The 22,312-nt window shown below is 63.9% G+C and carries 20 protein-coding genes and 1 pseudogene; 9 read left to right on the top strand and 12 right to left on the bottom strand.

The window, feature by feature from the left end; translation table 11 throughout:
- Window positions 1–13 precede the first annotated feature (13 nt).
- The 8 genes from Q1A53_RS08030 to Q1A53_RS07995 all read right to left on the bottom strand — a co-directional run bounded on the left by Q1A53_RS08030 (window position 14) and on the right by Q1A53_RS07995 (window position 8,865).
- Complete coding sequence (locus Q1A53_RS08030; RefSeq protein ID WP_299964873.1) at window positions 14–874, bottom strand: sugar kinase; 861 nt, start codon at window positions 872–874, stop codon at window positions 14–16.
- Window positions 874–1,755 (bottom strand): DMT family transporter, encoded by an 882-nt coding sequence (locus Q1A53_RS08025; RefSeq protein WP_299964870.1) that lies wholly within the window; start codon window positions 1,753–1,755, stop codon window positions 874–876. Before Q1A53_RS08025 ends, Q1A53_RS08030 begins: the two co-directional genes overlap by 1 nt.
- 1 nt (window position 1,756) lies before the next feature.
- Window positions 1,757–2,644, bottom strand: coding sequence for an NAD(P)-dependent oxidoreductase (locus tag Q1A53_RS08020; protein WP_299964867.1), 888 nt, complete (start codon window positions 2,642–2,644; stop codon window positions 1,757–1,759).
- Entirely contained in the window at window positions 2,641–3,660 is a 1,020-nt protein-coding gene (locus Q1A53_RS08015; RefSeq protein WP_299964865.1) for a Gfo/Idh/MocA family oxidoreductase, read from the bottom strand. Before Q1A53_RS08015 ends, Q1A53_RS08020 begins: the two co-directional genes overlap by 4 nt.
- A gap of 33 nt (window positions 3,661–3,693) precedes the next feature.
- Complete coding sequence (locus Q1A53_RS08010; protein WP_299964863.1) at window positions 3,694–5,205, bottom strand: UxaA family hydrolase; 1,512 nt, start codon at window positions 5,203–5,205, stop codon at window positions 3,694–3,696.
- 9 nt (window positions 5,206–5,214) lie between these two features.
- A complete protein-coding gene (locus Q1A53_RS08005) occupies window positions 5,215–6,840 on the bottom strand; it encodes a TRAP transporter large permease subunit (RefSeq protein ID WP_299964861.1) in 1,626 nt (541 codons plus the stop codon).
- Window positions 6,840–7,745: a TRAP transporter small permease subunit gene (locus Q1A53_RS08000; RefSeq protein ID WP_299964859.1), complete on the bottom strand. Its 906-nt coding sequence runs from the start codon at window positions 7,743–7,745 to the stop codon at window positions 6,840–6,842. The genes Q1A53_RS08005 and Q1A53_RS08000 overlap by 1 nt, the downstream gene beginning before the upstream one ends.
- A gap of 97 nt (window positions 7,746–7,842) precedes the next feature.
- Window positions 7,843–8,865, bottom strand: a complete 1,023-nt coding sequence (locus tag Q1A53_RS07995) for a TRAP transporter substrate-binding protein (protein WP_299964857.1) — start codon at window positions 8,863–8,865, stop codon at window positions 7,843–7,845.
- A gap of 189 nt (window positions 8,866–9,054) precedes the next feature.
- Here Q1A53_RS07995 and Q1A53_RS07990 point away from each other — a divergent pair, with 189 nt between their 5' ends.
- Window positions 9,055–9,744, top strand: coding sequence for a GntR family transcriptional regulator (locus Q1A53_RS07990; RefSeq protein ID WP_299964855.1), 690 nt, complete (start codon window positions 9,055–9,057; stop codon window positions 9,742–9,744).
- Here the strand turns inward: Q1A53_RS07990 and denD are convergent.
- Together denD and Q1A53_RS07980 are read right to left on the bottom strand one after the other, a co-directional pair.
- Window positions 9,708–10,691 carry a D-erythronate dehydrogenase gene (gene denD / locus Q1A53_RS07985; RefSeq protein ID WP_299964852.1) on the bottom strand — a complete coding sequence of 328 codons (984 nt, stop codon included), beginning with the start codon at window positions 10,689–10,691 and terminating at the stop codon, window positions 9,708–9,710. The genes Q1A53_RS07990 and denD overlap by 37 nt on opposite strands.
- Window positions 10,688–11,578 (bottom strand): annotated as a pseudogene (locus tag Q1A53_RS07980) (NAD(P)-dependent oxidoreductase); the annotation flags it as partial. The gene denD and the pseudogene Q1A53_RS07980, both read right to left, overlap by 4 nt.
- Window positions 11,579–11,772: 194 nt before the next feature.
- Between Q1A53_RS07980 and Q1A53_RS07975 the strand changes: the two are divergent.
- The 5 genes from Q1A53_RS07975 (at window position 11,773) to Q1A53_RS07955 (ending at window position 17,351) form a co-directional block, all read left to right on the top strand.
- Window positions 11,773–12,534 (top strand): SDR family oxidoreductase, encoded by a 762-nt coding sequence (locus tag Q1A53_RS07975; protein ID WP_299964848.1) that lies wholly within the window; start codon window positions 11,773–11,775, stop codon window positions 12,532–12,534.
- Window positions 12,535–12,613: 79 nt separating this feature from the next.
- Complete coding sequence (locus Q1A53_RS07970) at window positions 12,614–14,404, top strand: IlvD/Edd family dehydratase (RefSeq protein ID WP_299964846.1); 1,791 nt, start codon at window positions 12,614–12,616, stop codon at window positions 14,402–14,404.
- A gap of 48 nt (window positions 14,405–14,452) precedes the next feature.
- Entirely contained in the window at window positions 14,453–15,301 is an 849-nt protein-coding gene (locus tag Q1A53_RS07965) for a fumarylacetoacetate hydrolase family protein (RefSeq protein WP_299964843.1), read from the top strand.
- Entirely contained in the window at window positions 15,302–16,252 is a 951-nt protein-coding gene (locus tag Q1A53_RS07960) for a 2-hydroxyacid dehydrogenase (protein ID WP_299964841.1), read from the top strand.
- Between the two features lie 4 nt (window positions 16,253–16,256).
- Window positions 16,257–17,351, top strand: a complete 1,095-nt coding sequence (locus Q1A53_RS07955; RefSeq protein WP_299964839.1) for a mandelate racemase/muconate lactonizing enzyme family protein — start codon at window positions 16,257–16,259, stop codon at window positions 17,349–17,351.
- A gap of 201 nt (window positions 17,352–17,552) precedes the next feature.
- Here the strand turns inward: Q1A53_RS07955 and Q1A53_RS07950 are convergent, their stop codons facing one another.
- Window positions 17,553–18,206 carry a ChrR family anti-sigma-E factor gene (locus Q1A53_RS07950; protein ID WP_299964837.1) on the bottom strand — a complete coding sequence of 218 codons (654 nt, stop codon included), beginning with the start codon at window positions 18,204–18,206 and terminating at the stop codon, window positions 17,553–17,555.
- A 7-nt stretch (window positions 18,207–18,213) separates the two neighbouring features.
- Window positions 18,214–18,738, bottom strand: a complete 525-nt coding sequence (locus Q1A53_RS07945; RefSeq protein ID WP_299965271.1) for a sigma-70 family RNA polymerase sigma factor — start codon at window positions 18,736–18,738, stop codon at window positions 18,214–18,216.
- A gap of 258 nt (window positions 18,739–18,996) precedes the next feature.
- Between Q1A53_RS07945 and Q1A53_RS07940 the strand changes: the two genes are divergently transcribed.
- From Q1A53_RS07940 to Q1A53_RS07930, 3 genes are read left to right on the top strand one after another with little or no spacing between them, the layout of a single operon-like run.
- A complete protein-coding gene (locus Q1A53_RS07940) occupies window positions 18,997–20,325 on the top strand; it encodes an FAD-dependent oxidoreductase (protein WP_299964834.1) in 1,329 nt (442 codons plus the stop codon).
- Window positions 20,322–21,080 carry a DUF1365 domain-containing protein gene (locus Q1A53_RS07935; protein ID WP_299964832.1) on the top strand — a complete coding sequence of 253 codons (759 nt, stop codon included), beginning with the start codon at window positions 20,322–20,324 and terminating at the stop codon, window positions 21,078–21,080. Before Q1A53_RS07940 ends, Q1A53_RS07935 begins: the two co-directional genes overlap by 4 nt.
- The gene (locus Q1A53_RS07930; protein ID WP_299964830.1) at window positions 21,077–22,312 is read left to right on the top strand and encodes an MFS transporter; all 1,236 of its coding nucleotides are present in this window, start codon (window positions 21,077–21,079) and stop codon (window positions 22,310–22,312) included. Before Q1A53_RS07935 ends, Q1A53_RS07930 begins: the two co-directional genes overlap by 4 nt.

The raw sequence follows: 22,312 nt of genomic DNA, 5'->3' as shown, positions 1-22,312 counted from the left end.
TGCCCCCTCTCCCTTACACCGGGATGATGGCGCCCGGGAATTGCACCACGCGCGCCGCACAGTCGTGGCCTGCACGCAAGGCCGCCGCTTGATCACCACCGGTCAGAAGAGCGGCCAGGTAGCCGCCGTTGAAGCTGTCACCGGCGGCGGTGGTATCGACGATGCGGGGGGCCGGAGCATAGCTCTGCACCACGTCCGAACCGAGCGAAAGCGGCCCCTCCGCCCCGCGTTTCAGCGCGCCGCGACAGCCGTAGGCGCGGAGTCGCGCGGTAACAGCGGCGGCGTCCTGCTCAAAAAGCGCCATCTCGTCATCGACAGACGGCAAGGCAATGTCACAGCGGGACCAGAGCGCATCGGTCACCGCGCGGGCGGCGTCGGCGCTGTCCCACAGCCGGGGGCGGTAGTTGCTGTCATAGGCCAGCCGCGCGTCGCCCTGCCCCAGCCAGTCCAGAAATCCGGCCCGTACCGACGGCGGCAGGATCGCCATGGTGATGCCAGAGAGGTACAGGAGGTCATAGTCCTTCAGCACCTCAAACCCGGCCTCATCCTGAAACATCTGCCGGGCGGCGGACTGGTTGCGCCAGTAGGTAAAGGACCGTTCGCCCGCTTCCGTGGTGATGGCGTAGAGGCCGGGCGTGCCACCGGCAATCGTCCGGATCCCGTCGCAGCCGATACCCTGTGCACCGATGAAATCGCAGATCTGGCCGGAAAAGGGATCGTCCCCCAGACAGGTGATGTACTCCACCTCAAGCTCCGGCGCGCTGCGCTTGAGATAGATCGCCGTGTTAAGCGTATCGCCCGCCACGCCCAGATGGGCCGCGCCGCCTTGCTGGGTCAGTTCGATCATCGCTTCGCCGATGCAGGCCACACGCATTACCGTTGTTCCCTTTTCCAGATGATGAGGCCCGAGGCCACAATGATGATCGTGCCCAGGACGGTCCAGACATCGGGCAGGTGATCAAAGACGAAGTAACTCAGGATCGTGAGATAGACCATCAGCGAATACATGTAGGGCATCAGCGTATTGGCGGAACTGAAGCGGTGTGCGATGGTCAGCATCTGGTGCCCAGCCCAGCCCAGCACACCGAGGCCGATCAGCAGCACCCATTCCAGCCCGCTCTGCGGCCAGACCCAGGTCCAGACCGCCATGGGTGCCAGGATCGCGGTGCCCAGCACCCCCATGTAGAACTGCATCGTCTCTGTCGCCACCACGCCCGCCAGTTGCCGTGTGATCAGGGAGTAAAGCGCCAGACTGGCCGCGTTGAAGAGCGCGAGCCCCATGGCCCAGTGGAACCCCGCCCCCAGCGGCCGGATCACGATCAGCACGCCGACAAAGCCCAAGAGGATCGCGCCCCAGCGCCAGGGACCGACCGGTTCCTTGAGCACCGCGTAGGACAGAAAGCACACGATGACCGGGCTGGAGAACATGATCGCCGCCGTCACCGTCAGCGGCAGGAAATTCAGCGCGTAGAAGTTCGACAGCGTCGCCAGGATCAGCAAAAGCGCCCGCAGCACCACCAGCCCGGGCCGCTGCGTCTGGAACCGGTCGCGGGTGATACCGCCGCGGGCGATCAGGGCGGTGGAGATCACGAAATGCCCCGCATAGCGCATAAACGCGAGCTGAAAGGCCGGAAACGCCATCAGCACCAGCCATTTCGCACTGGTATCGACCACCGCGAACAGAGCCCAGGCCCCCAGCATCAGCAGGATGCCGAGTCGGGGACGGTCCTCGATCAGTCCGGCGGCGACCGCCATGTCAGGGTTTGAACTTGGTGGCGTAATACTCTGTCATTTCGGGCACCATCTTGTCGGCGTGACCAGTCTCTGTCGCGTCGCGCAGTGCTGCGAGCGCGCATTTGGACATGATGCTCTGCACGCCCGCCTCCTCTGCCATGCGCCCGTAATAGCCCACGTCCTTGGCGGCGTTCTTGACCGCAAAGGCCAGCTGGTTCGGGTCGCCCCGCAGCGCGTAGGCCGATACGAAATCCATCATCCCGGAATGCAGCGGGCCTGCGGACATGACGTCATAGACTTTCTGGCGTTCGATCCCCGCCACATCGGCCATGGCAAAGGCCTCGGCCATGGCGTTGGCGGTGGTCATGGCAAAGAAGTTGTTGATCAGCTTGATCGTGTGACCCGAGCCCAGCGCGCCCAGATGAAAGACGTTCTCGCCAAGATCCTGCAGCACCGGCTCGACCCGGTCAAAGGCGGCCTTGTCGCCCGCGGTCATGATGTTGAGCAGCCCGTCCTTGGCATGGCTCGGCGTGCGCCCCAGTGGCGCGTCGAGGTAGGTGCCGCCTGCCGCGGCGACCTCTGCGCCCAGCGCTTTGGTGCTGGCGGGCAAGGAGGTACCGAAGTCGATCACCGTGGCGCCCGGCCTCAGACCGGCGATGACGCCCGCGTCACCGCGCATGCGCGCCTCCACGCTGTCGGAGGTATCCATGCAGAGCATCACCACATCGCTGGCCGCCGCCACATCGCGGGCGGTCTCGACCTCTGCCGCCCCCCGCGCCACCGCAGCGTCGATATTAGGGCGGGAGCGGTTGGCGGTGATGGTCAGCGCATATCCCTGGTCGATCAGCCGGTTGACCATGGCGGCGCCCATGAGGCCGAGGCCGATGAATCCGATTGCGGGCTTGCTCATGCATGTGTCCTTTCACGAAGACGGGGTCTGACGCCCCTCAGTTGGGTTTCGATCTCTAGCGCTGTTTCCAGCGTGCGGATGGCGTCGGCGACAGAGATCAGCGGCGGGGCGCCGTTCATCACCTGCAGGAAGTGATCGAGCTGTGCAGCCAGCGGGGTCTGGGGGTTCTCCTGCCGGTCAAGCGGGACGCGCGTGGCGGGCTGGCCCCACTCGGTCCCCGACCACAGCGTCAGGGACGGAAAGCTGATCGCGCCTTGGGTGCCGGTGATCCACAGCATGTCCTGCCCGGTGGTGCCGATGTTAGGGTTCTCGCCGGTGCCAGCCTCGAACCCCCAGGGCGAGGGTGCGGTATCGGCAAAGCTGATGGTGGCGGTGGCACCTGTCTCGAACCGCAGGGCAACGGCGCCGCTTTCGATCCTGCCTGCGCCGCGCAGGCTGGGCCCCGGCAGGGCGACGGCCTCGGCGATCTCGCCCAAGGTAAAGCGCAGAAGGTCGATGTCATGCACGAGGTTGATCATCACCGGGCTGCCGCCCGCGGTGCGCCAGTTCCCGTCAAAATAAGCGTCGGGTTTGCGCATGGCCCAGATGAGGCTCGCTGTGAGCGGCTGACCGATGGTGCCCGCAGCGAGCAGGGATTTGAGCTGCTGCACGGGCGCGTGGTAGCGCCGGTGATGACCGACCAGCGCCGCGACGCCCGCCCGTTGAACGGCCTCCCTCAGCATCCGGGCGCCCGCTAGATCGCCCGCCACAGGTTTTTCGATCAGCATGTGCCACCCGCGTGCCGCGGCCTGCGCGCCGTGCTGGGCATGGAGCTGCGTGGGGGTCGCGATGATGACGCCATCCACCGGGCCCGTGACCTCATCCATATCGGCGAAACGGGGCGCGTCCGCTGCGATGGTGGGATCAGGGTCCACCAGCCCCGCGAGGGTGCAGCCCGGGTGGGCGGCCACTGCCTCCAGATGACGGATGCCGATCAGCCCGCCGCCGACAATCAGAATGCGCGGCCGTTCAGCCATGACCCGGCGTATTTTCTGGGACAGGATTCAGGCTCACATCACTGCGCCGATTTGCCAGGGTACGAACTCGTGATCCCCCAGACCCTGTGCTTCGGATTTGCTCATCTCGCCCGAGGCCACGCGCAGGAACGTCTCGTAGATTTCGCGGCCCTTCTCCTCCACCGTCACGCCCCCGGTGAGGATGGTACCGGCGTCGATGTCCATGTCCTCGGACATCCGCGCCGCCATGGCGGAATTGGTGGCGATCTTGATCGTCGGGGCTGGCTTGGACCCGAAGGCAGAGCCGCGCCCGGTGGTAAAGCACACCAGATTGCAGCCGCCCGCGATCTGCCCGGTGACACTGGCAGGATCATAACCGGGGCTGTCCATAAAGGTGAAGCCGCGGGCGGTGACCGGCTCGGCGTACCTGTAAACCCCGGTAAGGGGCGAGGTGCCGCCCTTGGCCGCTGCGCCCAACGATTTTTCCAAAATCGTTGTCAGCCCGCCGGCCTTGTTGCCGGGGCTGGGGTTGTTGTCCATGGAGCCGCGGTTGCGGGTGGTGTAATCCTCCCACCATTCGATCAGATCCAGCAGCTTTTTACCCGTGGCGCGGTCGTGCGCGCGACGGGTCAGCAGATGCTCGGCGCCGTAGATCTCGGGCGTCTCGGCCAGCACCCCGGTGCCGCCCTGTGCGGCCAGAAGATCGCAGGCGTGGCCAAGTGCGGGGTTCGCCGTGATCCCCGACCACGCGTCAGAGCCACCGCATTGCAACGCGACCTTGAGCTCGGAGGCGGGGCAGGCCTCGCGCACGGCCTCATTGGCCAGAGGCAGCATGGCGGCAACCTTCTCGATCCCCAACTCAACCGTGCGGCGCAACCCCGCGACGTTCTGAATGTTCATCACCTGAAAGGTTGGTCCCTGCTCCAGCCCGTAGGCCTCCAGCAGCCAGTCGATCTGGTTGATCTCGCAGCCCAGACCGACCATCAGCACGCCCGCGTGATTGGGATGGCGCGCGTAGCCCCACATCACCCGCTGGAGCGCCTCGAACCCGTCGCCATTGTCCGCCATGCCGCAGCCGGTGCCGTGCACAAAGGCCACCACACCGTCCACATTGGGATAGGCGGCCATGACCTCCGGCGTGAAATGAGCCGCGATCCGCCGCGCGGCGGTAGCAGAGCAGTTCACGGACGTCACAATGGCCACATAGTTGCGCGTGCCCACCTGACCGTTTGCCCGGCGGTACCCCATGAAGCTGTCGCGCGCGGCCTCTGCCACGGCTGTGACGGGCCGCAGATCGGTGCAGAACTCATAGGCCGCATCTGTCGCGCGGAACTCCACGTTATGGGTATGCACGTGATCGCCCGCAGCAATCGGCTGGGACGCGTAACCGATGATCTGCGCGTATTTGCGCACCGGCGCGCCCGGCGCCATCGGATAGGTGGCAACCTTGTGCCCCGAGGGGATCAGCGCGCGGGTACTCACCGCGTCCTCGACCAGCACGCCCACCTCAAGGGGGCGCGTGGCGGTGACCACATTGTCTGACGCATCGAGGCGAACGGTGTCCATCAGGACCTCCTACGGCAAGAGGATGGACACAATGGGCGGCCAGATCAACAGCACCGACAGCGCGCAGAGTTGGATGCCGATGAAGGGCAGGAACCCCTTGAAAATGTCCGTCAGGCTGATGTGCGGCGGTGCGACGGATTTCAGGTAGAAGGCCGCAGGACCGAACGGCGGGCTGAGAAAGCTCACCTGCATGTTCATACAGAAGACCACACCGAACCAGATCGCCACATGGCGCGGGTTCAACTCTCCCAGCAGGCCGATCTCCTCGATGGGCAAACGCTGCACGATGGGCAGGAACACCGGGATGATCAGCAGCACGATGCCCACCCAATCCATGAACGCACCCATGAACAGGAGGATCAGCATCATCATCAGGATGATCCCCATGGTCGGCAGATCCGAGCCTACGATGAAATCGGCCACATAGGTCGGCCCGCCCGCAATCGTATAGGCACCGGCCAGCGCCGTGGCACCGATGGTCACCCAGATGATCGTCCCGGTGGATTTGAGGGTGCGCATCAGGCTGTCCCAGACCAGATCAAAGCTCGCCTCGCCCCGGAAGATGGCGATGATCAGCACCGCCAGCGCCCCCATGCCCGCCGCCTCGGTGATCCCGGTGATGCCACCGTAGATGGAGCCCATGACGACGCCGATCACCACGATGGGCGCCACCAGCCCCTTGCCCAGCTGCCAGCCGAGTGCCGTGCGCGCGCGCCCCAGCACGCCGAACATCATCACGAAGGCAAAGGCCACCATGCCACCGAACCACGGCAGCCAGTCCGCGGTCCCGAAGGCAAAGGCCTCACCGGTGTTGGCGGCATTCTGACCACTGATCTCAAAGAATAGCGCGCGCAGAAAGAGCGCCGTGGCGAACCCCGCAAGCAGCACACAGAGGAAGGCAGCGAAGAGCTTGCCTTTCTCCGCGCCCACCGGTTCGCCCGCGACAGGCTCCGGCAACGGCGCGTCTTCGGGGCGCAACTGGGTTCGGATGATGATGTAGAGGATGATGAAGCTCGCCAGCATGAAGCCCGGCAGGAAAGACGCGGTGAAGAGCGCCTTGATCGAGGTCTCGGTGATCAGCCCGTAGATGATCAGAACGATGGACGGCGGGATCATGGTGCCCAGCGAACCGGAGGCGCAGATCGTGCCGATGGCAAGGTTCTGGTTATAGCCCAGCCGCAGCATCTGCGGCAGTGCGATCAGCCCCAGCAGAACGACCTCCCCCCCGATGATACCCGACATCGCCGCCATGATCACCGCCATCACCGAGGTGACGATGGCGATGCCGCCGCGGGTGCGGTTCAGCCAGACGCTGAGCGAGGAATACATATCCTTGGCCACGCCGGAGCGTTCCAGCAAGGCCGCCATGAAGATAAAGAGCGGAATGGAGATGAGCACGTAATCGGTCAACAACCCGTATATGCGCTGGGCCACGATGTTGAGCGGCCCTGATCCCGGTCGTCCGGTCAGGATGCCGTCGCCGAAGGTCCAGGGCGCGTAGAGCAGCGTTGGCTCGAACTTCATGACCAGGACCAGCACCGACAGGATGGCCGAGGCAAAGCCCAGCGGCATCCCGATGGCCAGCAGCAAGAGCAGGCCCAGCATCAGGACCAGCGAGATAGTTCCGATATCCATCAGCTTTTCCTTGGGGTGTTGGACTGAGTTGCGCCGCGCGTGACGTCGAGCGTGTCGGTGCCATCGGCACCGACGGCGGCCCGCAGCTTGGCCAGTTCGTCTTCGTCGATGTCATCGGCGGCGGTGTGAATGACCGGTTCTTCGTTCCAGTCCGAGATCAGGTTGATCACCGCCTGAAACGCCACCAGCCCCACCACGATCAGCACCATCGGTTTCAACGTCGCCGGGATCGGCGGATCAAAGACGGTGCCAAAGGTCTCCCACCGGTAGAACTTGTCAAAGGCTTCGCCGTAGCCGCCGTAGATCAGGAAGAACGTGAAAATCACGATCAGCGCGGTGGAGATGACATCGCAGGTATGCTGCAGGCTGCGCGGCAACATATCATAGAGCAGGAAGATGCGGATATGGCTGCGCTGTTGCATGGCGTAAAGGCCCGCGCAGAGGAACACGAACCCCGCGAGCCAGAGAGACAGCTCATTGGCCCAGAGCGTGGGCGCCTCGAAGATATACCGCAGGATAACCTCGTAGATCATCACAGAGCAGAGCAGCACCACCAGCATCATGGTGACGCGGCCGATGAACACCGCCAGACGGTCAATGGCCCGCCAGCTTTCGAATTCCATGGGGGCCCGGCGGACCGTGCGCATGCCGATATAGGCGAAAACGGGGATCAGGATGAGCGCGGCCCAGTCGAGGATATCGGCGTAGCCGCCGAACAACCCGGCCAGACCGGGGGCTACATCCGCGCGCGCAAAAAGGGCGGACAGCTTGTCATATTGAGAGGGGTCCACCGGTTTCGCCAATGTCAGGGTGAAGGCGGGCATGTGCCAGGTGACCCAGCCCGCACAAAAGATGAAGGCCAGCGGCACCAGCCATTCGACAAGGCTCCCGGATTTTTCCTGCATGGCGTCTTCCCCCCACCGACATGACACTGGCCGTTTTACGTCCGGCCTGACGCAAAGAACCCCGCCATATGCTGGCGGGGTTCGTGTTCAACTCAGCTTATTGCTTGAGGCCGAGTTGATCGAGGTATGCCAGGTGAGATTCCACCAGCGCTTTGGCTTCGGGCGTGTCCGCAAACTCAGCCCAGGCGGATTGTGCCGCCGCGCGGAACTTGTTGAGCTCTTCCGTCGACCACTGCGACAGCGTCACACCCTGTTCGCGCAGTTGGGCGGCTGCCTCGGCGTTCTTTTTCTCGAACGTCAGGGCGGTCCGCAGCGCCAGCGCTTCCATCGCCACTTTCATGATCCGCTGGTGATGCTCGGGCATGGCGTCAAAGACCGCCTTGTTGCAGGCCAGGTGATCGGAGGGCATCGAGTGAAAGCCGGGGAAGTTGGCGTGCTTGACGATGTCATAGAGACCCAGGCCCACGTTGTTCGCGAGACCCGAGGCGTCTGCCCCGTCGATGATGCCGGTTTCAAGCGCGGTAAAGATCTCGGTGAAGTCCATCACGATGGGCGACGCGCCCAGCTTTTCGAAGATGATGGTCTGCATGCCGGGGGGGGAACGGAATTTCCAGTCCTTGAAGTCTTCGACCTGGGCGATCGGTTTGGAGGAGGCAAAGCTCTCCTGACCGTAGACCCACCAGCCGATCAGCTCCATGCCGTATTTGTTGTAAAGGGGTGCGGCCGCTTCTCTGCCGCCACCGTAGTACAGCCAGCTCAGCTGCTGGTAGGGCGTCTCGTAGCCGCCCATGATGTCGCCCACGAACTGAAAGGCCGAGTTCTTGCCGGTCTGGTACCCGCCACCGGTCATGTCACAGTCGAGGATGCCCGTGGAGGCCGCATCGAAGGTCTCGACCGATTTGACGACCGACGAGGAATAGAACATCTCGACCGAGATCTCGCCGTTGGACATCGTCTGGATGTCTTCCATGTACTGCGCGGCCAGCTGGCCGGACACGGTCTCGGGCGCGTAATGTGTCTGAATGCGCAGGTTGGTCGACTGCGCCGAAGCGGTCAGCGCGGTGGTTGCGGCAATGGCCGCTGCGGCGACGGCCGTGGCCGCCGTTCTCATCATTGTCATAGTGTCCTCCCAGACGTTGTGCGCACTGTCCTGCCGAAGCCTCTGAGCCCCGATCATGCTGTCGCTGACGTGACGTTAGGCCGTCGCGGGTCGTACAGGCAAGAAAATATTTTAATTCCGCACAATTTTGATATTTTGTTTGATTTTCGAGATTTTGCTCGCCACGCTAGAAGCCGGGGGAGACACGCCATGGCGGGACAGTACGCGGATATCTTTGACGACATGCGGCACCGGTTGATCACCGGCGCCTTTGCCTACGGTAGCAAACTGCGCGCGGAAAAGCTACGGATGGATTACAATTGCTCGGCCAGTACGGTGCGCGAGGTCCTGTTCCGGCTGTCCACCGTCGGGCTGGTGGATTTTCAGGAACAGCGTGGATTTCGCGCGCCTTGTCAATCGGTTGAGCGGCAGCATGAGCTGACGCACATGCGCATCCTGCTGGAGACGGAGGGCGCCTGCCTGTCGATCCGGCAAGGCGATGTGGATTGGGAATCGCGGCTGGCGGCAGCACATCACAAGCTGTCGCATATCGAGATGCGGGTCCGGTCCATGGGGGATGTGCCGCCGCTGCTGGGGCTGTGGAGCCGGGCGGAACAGGAATTTCACCAGACATTGATCGATGCCTGCGGATCGGATCTGCTGAAGCGGACGCATGTGCAGATTTATGAGCAATTTCGCCAGCAGCTGGTCTCGGCGGAGACGAACTGGGGCTATTTCCCGGAGAATATCCGCGAGCATCGGGCGATTCTGGACGCGGCGCTGGCGCGGAACGAGGACCTGATGCGGGTCTGCGTGCACGACCATCTGGCGCGCAATCTGCAACGGCCCCTGCCGCAGAAAAGCTACCCGGAACGGCTCGGCAAATCCTCTGCGATGTAGGTCTCTATGATCTGGTCAAAACTGCTTTCCGCCCTGAAACCGAGGCTGGTGGCGCGCGCGGGATCAAAGTCGCGCGGCCAGCCCTGAACGATCCCCATGATCGTCTCGTCCGCCTGCGGCCTGATCAGGTCAACCGCGTCCTGGCCCGCGACACGGCGCAGCGCCTCGATCTGCTCTGCGACGGTGCAGCTGAACCCGGGCAGATTGAGCGCGCGGTGCCCCTCCAGTCGGGCGGTGTCCAGTGCCGCGGCGTGCATCAGAAACCCCGCGGCTGCCCGGGGCGACGCATGCCAGTGCCGCACCGTGTCGGGCACCGGCAGCACCGCCTGCTGCCCGTTCAGGGGCTCGCGGATGATCCCGGAAAAGAACGACGAGGCAGCGCGGTTCGGTTTGCCCGGGCGCACGCAGATGGTCGGCAGCCGCAGGGATAGGCCATCCATGAAGCCCTTGCGGCTCATGTCCTGCAGCATCAGCTCCGAGATCGCCTTTTGCGCACCGTAGCTGGTTTGCGGCGACGTATAGAAGGTGTCCGTGATCCGGTCGGGATAGGGCGCCCCGAAAACCGCGATGGAAGAGGTGAAGATCACGCGAGGAACGTATACGCCGCCCGAGGCATCGTGTTCCGCGCGCAGCGCCTCCAGCAGCTGCCACATGGCCATCATGTTGGTGGACCAGCCGCTGTCGAAATCCGCCTCCGCCTCGCCCGACACCACGGCGGCGAGATGAAAGATCACATCCGCCCGCAGACCCGCCAATTGCGCGATGATCCCGGGATCGGCAAGGGTGCCGGTGATGCGCGCGGGGCCGTCGGGGCATCCGGGCGGAAAGCCCAGATCAAAGAGCGTGATCTCAGTGGGCGGGGTGCCGCCCAGACCTTCGGCCAGCAACCGGCCCAGCAGCTTTTGGCCGACCATGCCGCCGCCGCCGAGGATCAGGACATGGCTCATGTGGTGCGCCCGTTGCGGGCCAGAAGTTCGAGGTAAAGGCCCGAGTGGTCCTTTTCACCGCCATCCATCGCATCGATGAAATGCTGGAAGCGGTCGCGGACGGATTCCGTGGCCGGCAGGGTGAGACCGAGGCCCGCCGCTTCGTCCAGCGTGTTGTTGAGATCCTTGACCTGGAACTTCGTGAGGCCGCCCGGCTCAAAATTGCCGGTGGTCATGCGTTCGCCGTGTTGCTGGAGCATGACGCTGTCGGCAAATCCGCCCTTGAGGGCTGCGCGGACGGCGGCCGGGTCGGCGCCGCCTTCCTGAACGAGCAACATCGCTTCGGCCACGGCGGCGATGGTGACGGCGACGATGGTCTGGTTGGCGAGTTTCGACAGCTGCCCCGCGCCCGCCGGGCCCACGTGAGTCGGGCGGCCCATGGCGGAGAGCACGTCTTTGGCAGCCTCGAAGGTCTCCGGTTTGCCGCCGACCATGATGGCGAGGCTGCCGGCCTCCGCCCCCTTGGTGCCGCCCGAGACGGGGGCGTCGAGGTGGGCGACACCGAGGGCCTGCAGCGTGGCGGATTGCGCCCGGGCGTGTTCGGGTTTGGCGCTGGACATGTCGATCCAGATGGTACCGGGTGCGAGCGCTGACTGGATCTGCGGGTCGTCGATCAGGGGTCCCGTGGCGAAACCATCCGACAGCATGGTGATGACGACGTCAGCGCCCGCGACGGCCTCAGCCGCGGTATCGGCGATGGTGACACCCTCTGCCTCGAGCGGCGCGGCGCGGGCACGGGTGCGGTTCCAGACCGTCAGCCGGTGGCCCGCTTTTGCGAGGTTGCGGCTCATGGGCAGGCCCATCAACCCTGTGCCGATGAGTGTGATGTTCCGGCCTGTGGTCATGGTGGTGCCTCTTTCTTCTGGGTCGTTTTCAAAGCGGTGGCCAAAGGCGCCGCGCTGTCATACGCTAACGGAAACGGGCCGCGGGACCAGCCTTGGGGGGGTGGTTTTTTGGCCGGGGTGGTGAATAAATCTGCGCAAGGGCAGGACGGCACGGTCGGGAAACCGGCTCTGATCCGCGCAAGGGGGAGAGATAAATCTTGTCAGGACAAAGGCTTAAAGGCAAGCGTGCGCTGGTGACCGCGGCCGCTCAGGGGATCGGGCGGGCCAGTGCGCTGGCCATGGCGTCCGAAGGCGCGCAGGTCTTTGCGACGGATGTGGATGCGGCAGCCCTTTCCACGATTCGAGATGCGAATCACGAAAATATCGAGATTTTCGAACTTGACGCGCGCAGTGACGAGAGTGTGGCCGCGGGTGTGGCGCGGGCGCAACCGGATGTGCTGTTCAACTGTGCGGGGTTCGTGCACCACGGCAGCGTTCTGGATGCCACTGATGACGACTGGGCGTTTGCCTTTGACCTGAATGTGCGGTCCATGCTGCGGACGATCCGGGCGGCGCTGCCGGGGATGCTGGAGCGCGGCGCGGGGTCGATCATCAACATGTCCTCGGCCTGCTCCTCGGTGATCGGTGCGCCCAACCGCTTCATCTATGGCACCACCAAGGCGGCGGTGATCGGTCTGACGAAATCCGTGGCGGTGGATTTCATCGACCGGGGCATCCGGTGCAATGCGATCTGCCCCGGCACGGTGGAAAGCCCCAGCTGGCACGCGCGGGTGGATGCTCTGGGCGAGGAGCTGGGCAGCAAGGAGGCCGCGATGGCGCAGTTCGTGGCGCGCCAGCCCATGGGGCGGGTTGCGACGGCAGAGGAGATCGCGGCACTGGTGGTCTATCTGGCCAGCGACGAGAGTGCCTTTACCACCGGGCATCCGCATATCATCGATGGCGGCTGGTCGGGGCAGTGAGCGGCGGGCCCTTTTCTGTGATCGGGTGCCAGCGGCCGGCGGTGCGACGTGAGTTTATTTGGCAAGATGAAAGAGCGACATGATCGGCAAGGATGATCTGAGGTCCCGCAAGTGGTTCATGAACCCGGATAACCCGGAGATGACCGCGCTCTATCTGGAGCGGTATCTGAATTACGGGCTGACGCGCGAAGAGTTGCAGTCGGGCAAGCCGATCATCGGGATTGCGCAGACCGGCAGTGATCTCTCCCCCTGCAACCGGCATCATCTGGAGCTGACCAAGCGGGTGCGGGACGGGATTATCGCGGCGGGGGGCACCTGTATCGAGGTGCCCGTGCATCCCATCCAGGAGACGGGCAAGCGGCCCACGGCGATGCTGGACCGGAACCTTGCGTATCTGTCGCTGGTGGAGACGCTGTTTGGCTATCCGCTCGATGGTGTGGTGCTGAACATCGGCTGTGACAAGACCACGCCGGCGCTATTGATGGCGGCGGCGACGGTGAACATTCCGGCGATTGCGCTGTCGGTGGGGCCGATGCTGAACGGGTGGTTCCGCGGCGAGCGTACCGGGTCGGGCACCATCGTCTGGAAGGCGCGCGAGATGCTGGCGGCAGGCGAGATTGATGACGATGGGTTCATGGAGCTGGTGGCGTCTTCGGCCCCGTCAGTGGGGTATTGCAATACCATGGGGACAGCGACCACGATGAATTCGTTGGCCGAGGCTCTGGGGATGCAGCTGCCCGGCGCAGCGGCGATCCCGGCGCCCTACCGCGAGCGCGGGCAGATCAGCTATGAGACGGGTCGGCGGATCGTGGATATGGTCTGGGAGGATTTGCGCCCCAGCCAGATCATGACACGGGAGGCGTTCGAGAACGCCATCGTGATCAACTCCGCCATCGGGGGATCCACCAATGCGCCCATTCACCTCAACGGGATCGCGCGGCATCTGGGTGTGCCCCTGAGCAACGATGACTGGCAGCGGATCGGACATCACGTCCCGTTGCTGGTCAATCTGCAGCCCGCGGGGGAGTATCTGGGCGAGGACTACCAGCATGCGGGCGGTGTGCCCGCAGTGGTGGGCGAGCTGCTGGAAGCGGGGCTGTTGCCGCATCCGGATGTGATAACGGCGAATGGTCGGAGCATGGCGGAGAACTGTGGTGCGCGGCGGAGCGAGGATACCAAGGTGATCAAGCCGGTGTCAGATCCGCTTAAGGAGCATGCCGGGTTCATCAACCTGACCGGCAATCTCTTTGACAGTGCCATCATGAAGACCAGCGTCATCAGCGAGGCGTTTCGTGCGACCTATCTGTCGAACCCGGAGGATCCCAATGCCTTTGAGGGTCGTGCGGTCGTGTTTGACGGACCGGAGGATTTCCACCACCGCATTGACGATCCGGCGGAGAATATAGACGCGGGATGCGTACTCTTCATGCGCGGGGCGGGACCCACGGGCTATCCCGGTGGGGCCGAGGTCGTGAACATGCGCCCGCCTTCGTATCTGTTGAAACAGGGGGTGGAGGCGCTGCCCTGTGTGGGGGACGGGCGTCAGTCTGGCACCTCCGGCTCCCCCTCCATCCTGAATGCCTCGCCCGAGGCGGCATCGGGTGGCGGGCTGGCGCTGCTGCAAAATGGTGATCGCGTGCGGATCGATCTGACCAAATGCACCGCGGATATGCTCGTGCCGCTCGACGAGTTGGCAGAGCGCGCGCGGGTGCTGGAGGCCGCGGGCGGCTATACCATGCCGGAAAGCCAATCGCCCTGGCAGGCGCTCTTTCGCGAGAAGGTAGGCCGGTTCGACGAGGGCATGATCCTGCAGGATGCGGACAGCTACCGCGACATCTCGCGCCGCTCCATGCCGCGCGACAATCATTGAAGACAGAGCAGCGCGCGAACACGCGCTGGAAGCAAGGAAAGAGAACGGATGAAACTGGTGAGATTTGGGGCCCCCGGAGCGGAAAAGCCGGGAATGCTGGACGCGGATGGTGTGTTGCGCGATCTGTCGGCGCATGTGGCGGATATTGCGGGCGACGTGCTGTCGGATGCGGGGCTCGCCACGTTGCGCGCGATTGATCCTGCAAGCCTGCTCGCGGTGGATGGTGCGCCGCGGATGGGCCCTTGCGTCGGGGACATCGGCAAGTTTCTCTGCATCGGGCTGAATTACTCCGATCATGCAGCGGAGACGGGCGCGGATATCCCCAAACATCCCATCCTGTTCTTCAAGGCAAACTCCGCCATCGTGGGGCCCAATGACGATGTGAGCATGCCGCGTGGGTCGACCCATACGGATTGGGAGGTCGAGCTGGGCGTGGTGATCGGCACCATGGCGAAATACGTCAGCAAGGAAAACGCGCTGGACCATGTGGCGGGGTACTGCGTGGTCAATGACGTGAGCGAGCGGCATTTCCAGACACAGCTGACCGGACAATGGACCAAGGGCAAATCCTGCGACACCTTCGGCCCGACGGGTCCCTGGCTGGTCACGCGGGACGAGATACCGGACCCGCAGGCGCTCGCCATGAGCCTCGATGTAAACGGCAAGCGGATGCAGACAGGCAATACCTCGACCATGATCTTTACGGTGGCGGAAATCATCGAACACCTGTCCTCGCTGATGACGCTGCACCCAGGCGACGTGATCACCACCGGGACGCCGCCGGGTGTCGGCATGGGGATGAAACCGGACCCTGTGTATCTGAAAAAAGGCGATGTGATGGAGCTGACCATCGAAGGGCTCGGCCATCAGCGCCAAACCGTGACGGAGGATGCGTAGATGGCGCAGCTTTTGCTGATCGGAGGTGCTACGGACGAGACGCTGACCCGACTGGGGGACGCCTTCACCATTCACAAGCTAAGCGAGATGGACGACCCGCAGGCCTGGCTGGACGCCAATGGTGAGGGGATTACCCATGTTGCGACCAACGGACACGACGGGGTCAAGCCCGACTACATGGCGGCCATGCCGAACCTCAAGGCGATCAGCTGCTATGGCGTGGGCTATGATGCCATCGACACCGAGGCCGCGCGGGCGCGCGGGGTGGTCGTGACCCATACACCCAACGTGCTGAATGCCGAAGTGGGGACGACTGCGGTGCTGCTGATGCTGGCGTGTTACCGGGAGTTGCTGCGCGACGATGCTTACGTGCGCTCGGGCCGGTGGGAAGCAGAGGGCAATGCGCCGCTGACGCGTTCTGCCGACAATCAGACGGTTGGGATCCTGGGGCTGGGCCGGATCGGGCAGGCGATTGCCGACAAGCTTGCCCCCTGGGGGACGGAGATCGTTTATCATTCGCGCAGCAAGAAGGATGTGTCTTATCGCTACTACGGCGATCTGACGGAGATGGCGCGGGACGTGGATGTGCTGATCTGCATCACGCCCGGCGGGGCATCGACGAACAAGATCGTGAACCGCGAGGTGATCGAGGCTTTGGGGCCGCAGGGAACCTTGATCAATGTCAGCCGGGGCACGGTGATCGACGAGGCGGAGATGATTGCGGCCTTGCAGGACGGGCGGCTCGGCTGGGCCGGGCTGGATGTGTTCGAGGCTGAACCGCATGTGCCAGAGGCGCTGCGTCAGTTGCAGAATGTGGTGCTCTTGCCCCATGTGGGCAGCGGCACGGTGGAGACACGCGCCGCCATGGGCAAGCTGATGGTGGATAACCTGCTGCAGCATCTCAAAGACGGCACGGTGATCAGCCCGGTGCCGGAATGCGCGGATATGTAAGACCGTGAGCCGGATTGCCTCCGTTCAGGCGCGACTTTTCAACGTTCCGCTGGATGAGGTGTTGGTGGATGCCAAACACGGGTCTCACAGCCACTTTCACCTGATCACCGCCACGATCACGCTTGAAGACGGGCGGCAGGGTACCGGCTACACCTACAACGGGGGGCGCGGCGGGCACGCGACGGCGGCGATGATCACCCATGATCTGGCGCCCTTTCTGGTGGGTCAGGACGCAGGCGATATCGAGGCGCTGAACGAGGCAATGCAGTGGCACATGCATTACGTCGGGCGCGGCGGCATCCTGAGCTTTGCCATATCAGCGGTGGACATCGGGCTGTGGGATCTGCGCTGTCATGCGGCGGGCAAACCGCTGTGGCAGATGGCGGGCAGCGCGGGTCGGACCTGCAAGGCCTACGGTGGTGGGATAGATCTGGCGTATCCGCTGCCCAAGCTGCTCGCCCATGTGCAGGGATACCTCGACGCGGGGCTGCGGGGGGTCAAGATCAAGGTGGGTCAGCCGACGCAGGCCGAGGATGTGGAACGCATCCGCGCGGTCCGCCGGCAGATCGGACCGGACACGGCCTTCATGATCGATGCGAATTATTCGATGACCGTGGATCAGGCGATCTCGCTCGCCCGGGCCGTCGCGGATCAGGATCTGTTGTGGTTCGAGGAGCCGATCCTTCCCGATGACTACGGGGGCTATGCACGGGTCCATGAGGCCACGGGGATGGCTGCGGCGCAGGGGGAGAACCTGCACGCCCTTCACGAGTTTGAGATGGCGCTCGACCAGGGCAATCTGGGGTTCATCCAGCCCGATGCGTCGAACTGCGGCGGGATCACCGGATGGCTTCAGGTGGCAGCGCGGGCGGATGCTGCGCAGGTACCGGTGTGCAGCCACGGGATGCAGGAATTGCACGTCTCGCTGGTCTCTGCACAAGCGCACGGCGGCTGGCTGGAGGTTCACAGCTTTCCCATCGACCGCTACACGCACCGGCCCCTGGTGATCGAGGAAGGGCGGGCCCTGGCACCGGATGAACCAGGCATCGGCGTGCGGTTTGACTGGCCAAGGCTTACGCCCTTCGAAGTGCAGGTCTAAGACCGGATCAGCGCTCCAACGACGGGGCCAGGTGCCAAGGTTTTTCGAAAAACCTTGGCGGCGGACCAAGCAAAACCAGCGTGCCCCAACTCAACTGAGGTTCCAATACCGGAACTTTCACGCGCGTCGGCTTGCCAGACGCAGACCAATAAAGCGCCTCGACACCGCTGCTTGCGGTCCTTTAACCAGGAAACTGCGCGGTCAGATCCGAAGGAAACGTTGCGCGATCTTGGGCATCAGGCGGTTGAACTGAAGCGGCGCGTCCGCCACGGCGAGGCAGATGCAGTCTGCCCCTGCGTCGGCCACCGGTGTGTGGTGCAGATCGCTGCCCGCGATCTCCACATCTCCGCGGGCAAAGCGGTCATCCGCATCCTGGAACGCCCCTTGCAACACCATGGTCATCTCCGTGCCGCCATGGCCGTGATCCGGCATCGCGGTGCCTGCCGGAATAAACAGCAGGCGCGCGGAGGCATCGCTGGAGGTGGGCAGAATGGCCTGTTTGACGCCCATGCCAACCGGCTTCCAGCGGATGGTGCTCAGATCACCGCCCACGTAGTCCCGAACCGGCCGGGGAAGCACGTCACACGCGGCCCGCGCCTCGTGCGGTGTTTCGACCGGACCACCGGAAATCAGCGCCAGCGTCTGTTCGAAACTGCCCGCGGGCAGCGGGGTTGCCGCATCCATTTGCTCCATGATCTCACCGCCGAGCGCATCAAAGGTCTCGGCTTGCGCACGGCAGGTGTCGCATAACGACAGATGCGACGCGACCAGCAGGTTGAATGCCTCGGGCAGCGTCCCGGCAGCGTAGGCCATCAGAATCGCATCGTTCAAATGATGTTTAATATCTGTGCTCATTGTCTTTTCACTTCATGGCGTGGCGCAGTCGGTCCAGCGCCAAACGTATTCTCGATTTGATCGTGCCAAGGGGCAGACCGGTTTCGGCGGCTATCTCGCTGTGGGTCAAATCCCCGAAATAAGCCTTTTGTATCAAGTCGCGTTGCGCGTCCGGCAGATCGGCGAGCGCCGCGCCCAAAGCGACCGTTTCCTGTTGCAGCGTCAGGACATCCGCCTGATCTGGTTCTTGTTCTGGCCCCCAGGGGAGCTCTTCTGGTTCTGGCCGTCTCTGACGGCGCAGAAGATCGATCTTGCGGTTCCGCGCGATCGTGAAGATCCACGTGGCCACCGAAGCGCGGCCGGGATCGAACTGGTGCGCCTTGTGCCACAGGGCGGCCATCACATCCTGCGCGCATTCCTCGGCTAGGGACGCATCGGCGCCCGACCGCATCAGAAACCCCTTCACCCGGGGGGCAAAGTGCTCAAACAACTCGGCAAAGGCCTGTTTGTCACCGTGATCGCGGATACGGAAGACATGGTTGACCCACAGCATGCGGGCAGCTTTCGATCCGGCGTTTGTCTGGTTTGGTTCGGCGCTCATTTCCGTCAACAATTGCGTCGCCGACGCCCGCAGCGCCGACTTTGACATTCCTTCCTGCAGCTCTTGTGTCAGGCTTCTCAACATATCCGGTTTACGCTGCAGGTGCGAAAACGGATCAAAAAGAATTGGTTTTCGGGCTGACGCATCCACTTCCGCCGCTAGATCGTATAGAGAGCGACAAAAGAGAAAAAACGCACAGGCCTCCAATCTATGCCCTTTGACGCACTGACAACAGCGACTTTCACGTCTGATACGCCCGATCCGCTGCGACCCAAGGTCGCCATCATCGGTGCCGGAATTTCCGGAATGGGGGCCGCTTTCATGATGCGAAAGGGTTATGACGTCACGCTTTTTGAAGCAGGGCCGCGGCTGGGTGGGCACGCGCGCACCGTGATGGCGGGCAAGCGCGGGGATCAGGCCGTGGACACCGGCTTTATCGTGTTCAACTACGCCAATTACCCTTATATGGCGGCGCTCTTTGATCAACTGGACGTGCCGGTGGTCAAATCCAACATGAGCTTTGCCGCCTCTATCGACGGGGGTCGGCTTGAATACGCGCTGACCTCTCTGGATGCGCTGTTTGCACAGCGAAAGAACGCGGTCTCGCCCGCGTTTCTGGGCATGGTCCGCGACATCCTTCGGTTCAACAAACACGCGGAAGCCGTCTCGCAGGACCGCGATCTGAGCCTGCGGGAGTTTCTGGCGCGGCTCGGCACCGGGGATTGGTTCCGGGATTACTATCTGCTGCCGCTGTCGGGCGCGATCTGGTCCACCCCGACCGAGCGGATCATGGATTTTCCGGCCTATGCGATGGTGCAGTTCTTCAAAAACCACGCCCTGCTGGGGGTCAATGGCCAGCACCAGTGGTACACGGTCGACGGCGGCTCGATCCAATATGTGAACAGGTTGGAGACAGCGCTGCGGGACGCTGGTACGACCATCCGCCTGCGTACGCCGGTTGCCGCTGTCACACGGGAGGCAGGGCGCGTGATCGTTCGGCCCAAGGGCGGCGTCCCCGAAACCTTCGATCATGTGATCTTTGCGACCCATTCCGATGACAGTCTGGCGCTGCTCGGCGATCCCAGCCCGGAGGAACGCGCAGCGCTCGGCGCCATCGGGTATCAGCCCAACGACATCGTGCTGCACGCCGACACTGAGATCATGCCCAAGCGCCGCAAGACCTGGGCCAGCTGGGTGTACACAGAAGAGCGCGGCGCGCAATCCGACCGCATCGACCTGACTTACTGGATGAACTCGCTGCAGCCCATCCCCAAGGATGACCCGCATTTCGTAACGCTCAACACGAAACGGAACATCCGGGAGGAGCTGATCTATGACAGTGTCACGCTGCGGCACCCGGTCTATGATCTGGCGGCGCTGGACGCGCAACAGGACGTGCGACGGTTCAATGGCGCGCGCAACACGTGGTTCTGCGGGGCCTGGATGAAAAACGGCTTTCACGAAGACGGGCTGTCCAGTGCCGTCGATGTGGTGCGCGCGCTGCACCGCGCCGCCCGGCCCCGCGTCGCCGCGGAATGACCGCGCAGATAGATCATATCGCGGGCCAGACCTATCATGGCCGCAAGGGCGCTGTGGAGAACGCCTTTCGCTATTCCGTCGATTACCTGCTGCTGGATGCCGAAGCGGAAGTGCGCGGGCCGCGGCTTTTCGCGCGCAACCGGGCGGGGCTAACCTCGTTGCAGGACAGAGACCACGGCGGGCCGCCCGGCGACGGGCGCGGTGCCGCCTGGGTGCGCGAGGTGCTGGCGGCGCATCAGATCACAGGTGTCAGCCGGATCGAGCTTTTGGCGCAGCCCCGGATGCTCGGCCATGTGTTCAACCCGGTGAGCTTTTGGCTCTGTCGCCGGGACGACGGTGCGCTGATCACGGTGATCCCGGAGGTCAGCAACACCTTTGGCGACCGTCACAGCTATCTGTGCTGTCACCCCGATCTGGCGCCGATCACCGGGGCCGATACGCTGAGCGCGCAAAAGATCTTTCACGTCTCGCCCTTTCAGCCGGTGGAGGGGGGCTATAGCTTTCGCTTCGAGATCACGCCCGAGCGCATCAACATCCGCATTGATTATGATCGTCCCGACGGTGGGTTGATCGCGACGCTGACGGGGCGGCGCGAGCCGCTGACCAATCGTGCGATCCTGCGCTCCGCCTTGCTGCGGCCCCTTGGCGCGCGCCGTGTGCTGGCGCTGATCCACTGGCAGGCGCTGAAGCTCTGGGCCCGCGGGGCGCACTACCGCGCACGGCCCACACCGCCCCCGCAGGAGGTGTCGCGGTGAGCACACGCGCCGACCGGCTGCCTGCCTATTCGCTCTTTGCAGCATTGCTTGCCGCGGCGGGGCTGCCGATCTATATCCACGCGCCAAAGTTCTACGTGGATGAATACGGCGTGTCGCTTGCCGCCCTTGGGACCGTGCTCTTCGCGCTGCGGCTGCTCGACGTGGTGCAGGATCCGCTGCTGGGCAAGCTCGCCGAAAAGCTGCGCAACCACCGGGGTATCGCGGTGGCTGTTGGATGCACGGTCATCGCACTTGCCATGCTGGGGCTCTTTGCGGTGTCGCCGCCGGTGCCGCCGCTGGCGTGGTTCGCGCTGACGCTGACGCTGGTGTTCTCGGCATTCAGTTTTCTGACCATCAATTTCTATGCCCAAGGGGTCAGCAAGGGCAGCGACATGACCGGCAAGGGGCATCTTCGGCTGGCCCGCTGGCGGGAAAGCGGCGCGCTCTTGGGGGTCTGCGTGGCTGCTGTGGCACCGGTCGCCCTGGGCGCGGTCCTCGGTGCGCCCTTTGCGTGGTTCGCGGTGGGGTTCGCCGTGCTGGCGCTGGCCTCTGTCCTTGCGATGCGGCCTGAATGGAGCACCGCGGGCGTGCCATCCTCCACCGGGTTCGGCACCGTGCTCAGGGACAGGCTCGCACGCCGTCTGCTGTTGATCGCGCTGGTCAATGCCGCACCCGTCGCCGTCAGCTCGACGCTATTCTTGTTCTTCGTCGAAAGCAGGTTGGATGCGCCGGGGTATGAGGGGCCGCTGCTCCTGGTCTTTTTCCTCTCCGCCGCTGTGGCAGCCCCGTTCTGGGGCGCCATGGCGGAGCGTTTTGGCCCCAAACCGGTGCTGCTGACCGCCATGGTTCTGGCCATCGCGGCCTTTGGGGTGACCCTGACGCTGGGGCCGGGGGACTGGGTGTTGTTCGGGCTCATCTGCATCGCCTCCGGCGCGACGCTGGGGGCGGATTTGACGCTGCTGCCTGCGCTCTTTGCCGACCGCATGGCCCGGATTGCGCCCTCGGCAGCGGAGGGGTTCGGGCTGTGGTCTTTTGTCTCGAAGCTCACGCTTGCCTTTGCCGCGGTGAGCCTGTTGCCGCTGCTGGAGCAGGCGGGGTTTGAGAGCGGCGCGGGCGCGCAAAACCCAGATGATGCACTGGCGCTGCTGGCGCTGCTCTACGCGGCGGTGCCCTGCGCGCTGAAAATCGTTGCGATCGCGCTGTTGGCCATAACCGATCTGAGGGAGGCCTGA

The sequence above is a fragment of the uncultured Roseobacter sp. genome (assembly GCF_947496515.1).
In the GTDB taxonomy this organism is placed as follows: Bacteria; Pseudomonadota; Alphaproteobacteria; order Rhodobacterales; family Rhodobacteraceae; genus Roseobacter.
Note: the sequence above shows the minus strand (reverse complement) of the source record. Positions and strands in the feature narration are given on the sequence as shown.

Excerpts from the sequence above, each read along its gene's own strand:
- Q1A53_RS08030 (WP_299964873.1), bottom strand. The coding sequence starts at position 874 with ATGCGTGTGGCCTGCATCGGCGAAGCGATGATCGAACTGACCCAGCAA.
- Q1A53_RS08025 (WP_299964870.1), bottom strand. The coding sequence starts at position 1,755 with ATGGCGGTCGCCGCCGGACTGATCGAGGACCGTCCCCGACTCGGCATC.
- Q1A53_RS08020 (WP_299964867.1), bottom strand. The coding sequence starts at position 2,644 with ATGAGCAAGCCCGCAATCGGATTCATCGGCCTCGGCCTCATGGGCGCC.
- Q1A53_RS08015 (WP_299964865.1), bottom strand. The coding sequence starts at position 3,660 with ATGGCTGAACGGCCGCGCATTCTGATTGTCGGCGGCGGGCTGATCGGC.
- Q1A53_RS08010 (WP_299964863.1), bottom strand. The coding sequence starts at position 5,205 with ATGGACACCGTTCGCCTCGATGCGTCAGACAATGTGGTCACCGCCACG.
- Q1A53_RS08005 (WP_299964861.1), bottom strand. The coding sequence starts at position 6,840 with ATGGATATCGGAACTATCTCGCTGGTCCTGATGCTGGGCCTGCTCTTG.
- Q1A53_RS08000 (WP_299964859.1), bottom strand. The coding sequence starts at position 7,745 with ATGCAGGAAAAATCCGGGAGCCTTGTCGAATGGCTGGTGCCGCTGGCC.
- Q1A53_RS07995 (WP_299964857.1), bottom strand. The coding sequence starts at position 8,865 with ATGACAATGATGAGAACGGCGGCCACGGCCGTCGCCGCAGCGGCCATT.
- Q1A53_RS07990 (WP_299964855.1), top strand. The coding sequence starts at position 9,055 with ATGGCGGGACAGTACGCGGATATCTTTGACGACATGCGGCACCGGTTG.
- denD (WP_299964852.1), bottom strand. The coding sequence starts at position 10,691 with ATGAGCCATGTCCTGATCCTCGGCGGCGGCGGCATGGTCGGCCAAAAG.
- Q1A53_RS07970 (WP_299964846.1), top strand. The coding sequence starts at position 12,614 with ATGATCGGCAAGGATGATCTGAGGTCCCGCAAGTGGTTCATGAACCCG.
- Q1A53_RS07965 (WP_299964843.1), top strand. The coding sequence starts at position 14,453 with ATGAAACTGGTGAGATTTGGGGCCCCCGGAGCGGAAAAGCCGGGAATG.
- Q1A53_RS07960 (WP_299964841.1), top strand. The coding sequence starts at position 15,302 with ATGGCGCAGCTTTTGCTGATCGGAGGTGCTACGGACGAGACGCTGACC.
- Q1A53_RS07950 (WP_299964837.1), bottom strand. The coding sequence starts at position 18,206 with ATGAGCACAGATATTAAACATCATTTGAACGATGCGATTCTGATGGCC.
- Q1A53_RS07945 (WP_299965271.1), bottom strand. The coding sequence starts at position 18,738 with ATGCTGTGGGTCAACCATGTCTTCCGTATCCGCGATCACGGTGACAAA.
- Q1A53_RS07940 (WP_299964834.1), top strand. The coding sequence starts at position 18,997 with ATGCCCTTTGACGCACTGACAACAGCGACTTTCACGTCTGATACGCCC.
- Q1A53_RS07935 (WP_299964832.1), top strand. The coding sequence starts at position 20,322 with ATGACCGCGCAGATAGATCATATCGCGGGCCAGACCTATCATGGCCGC.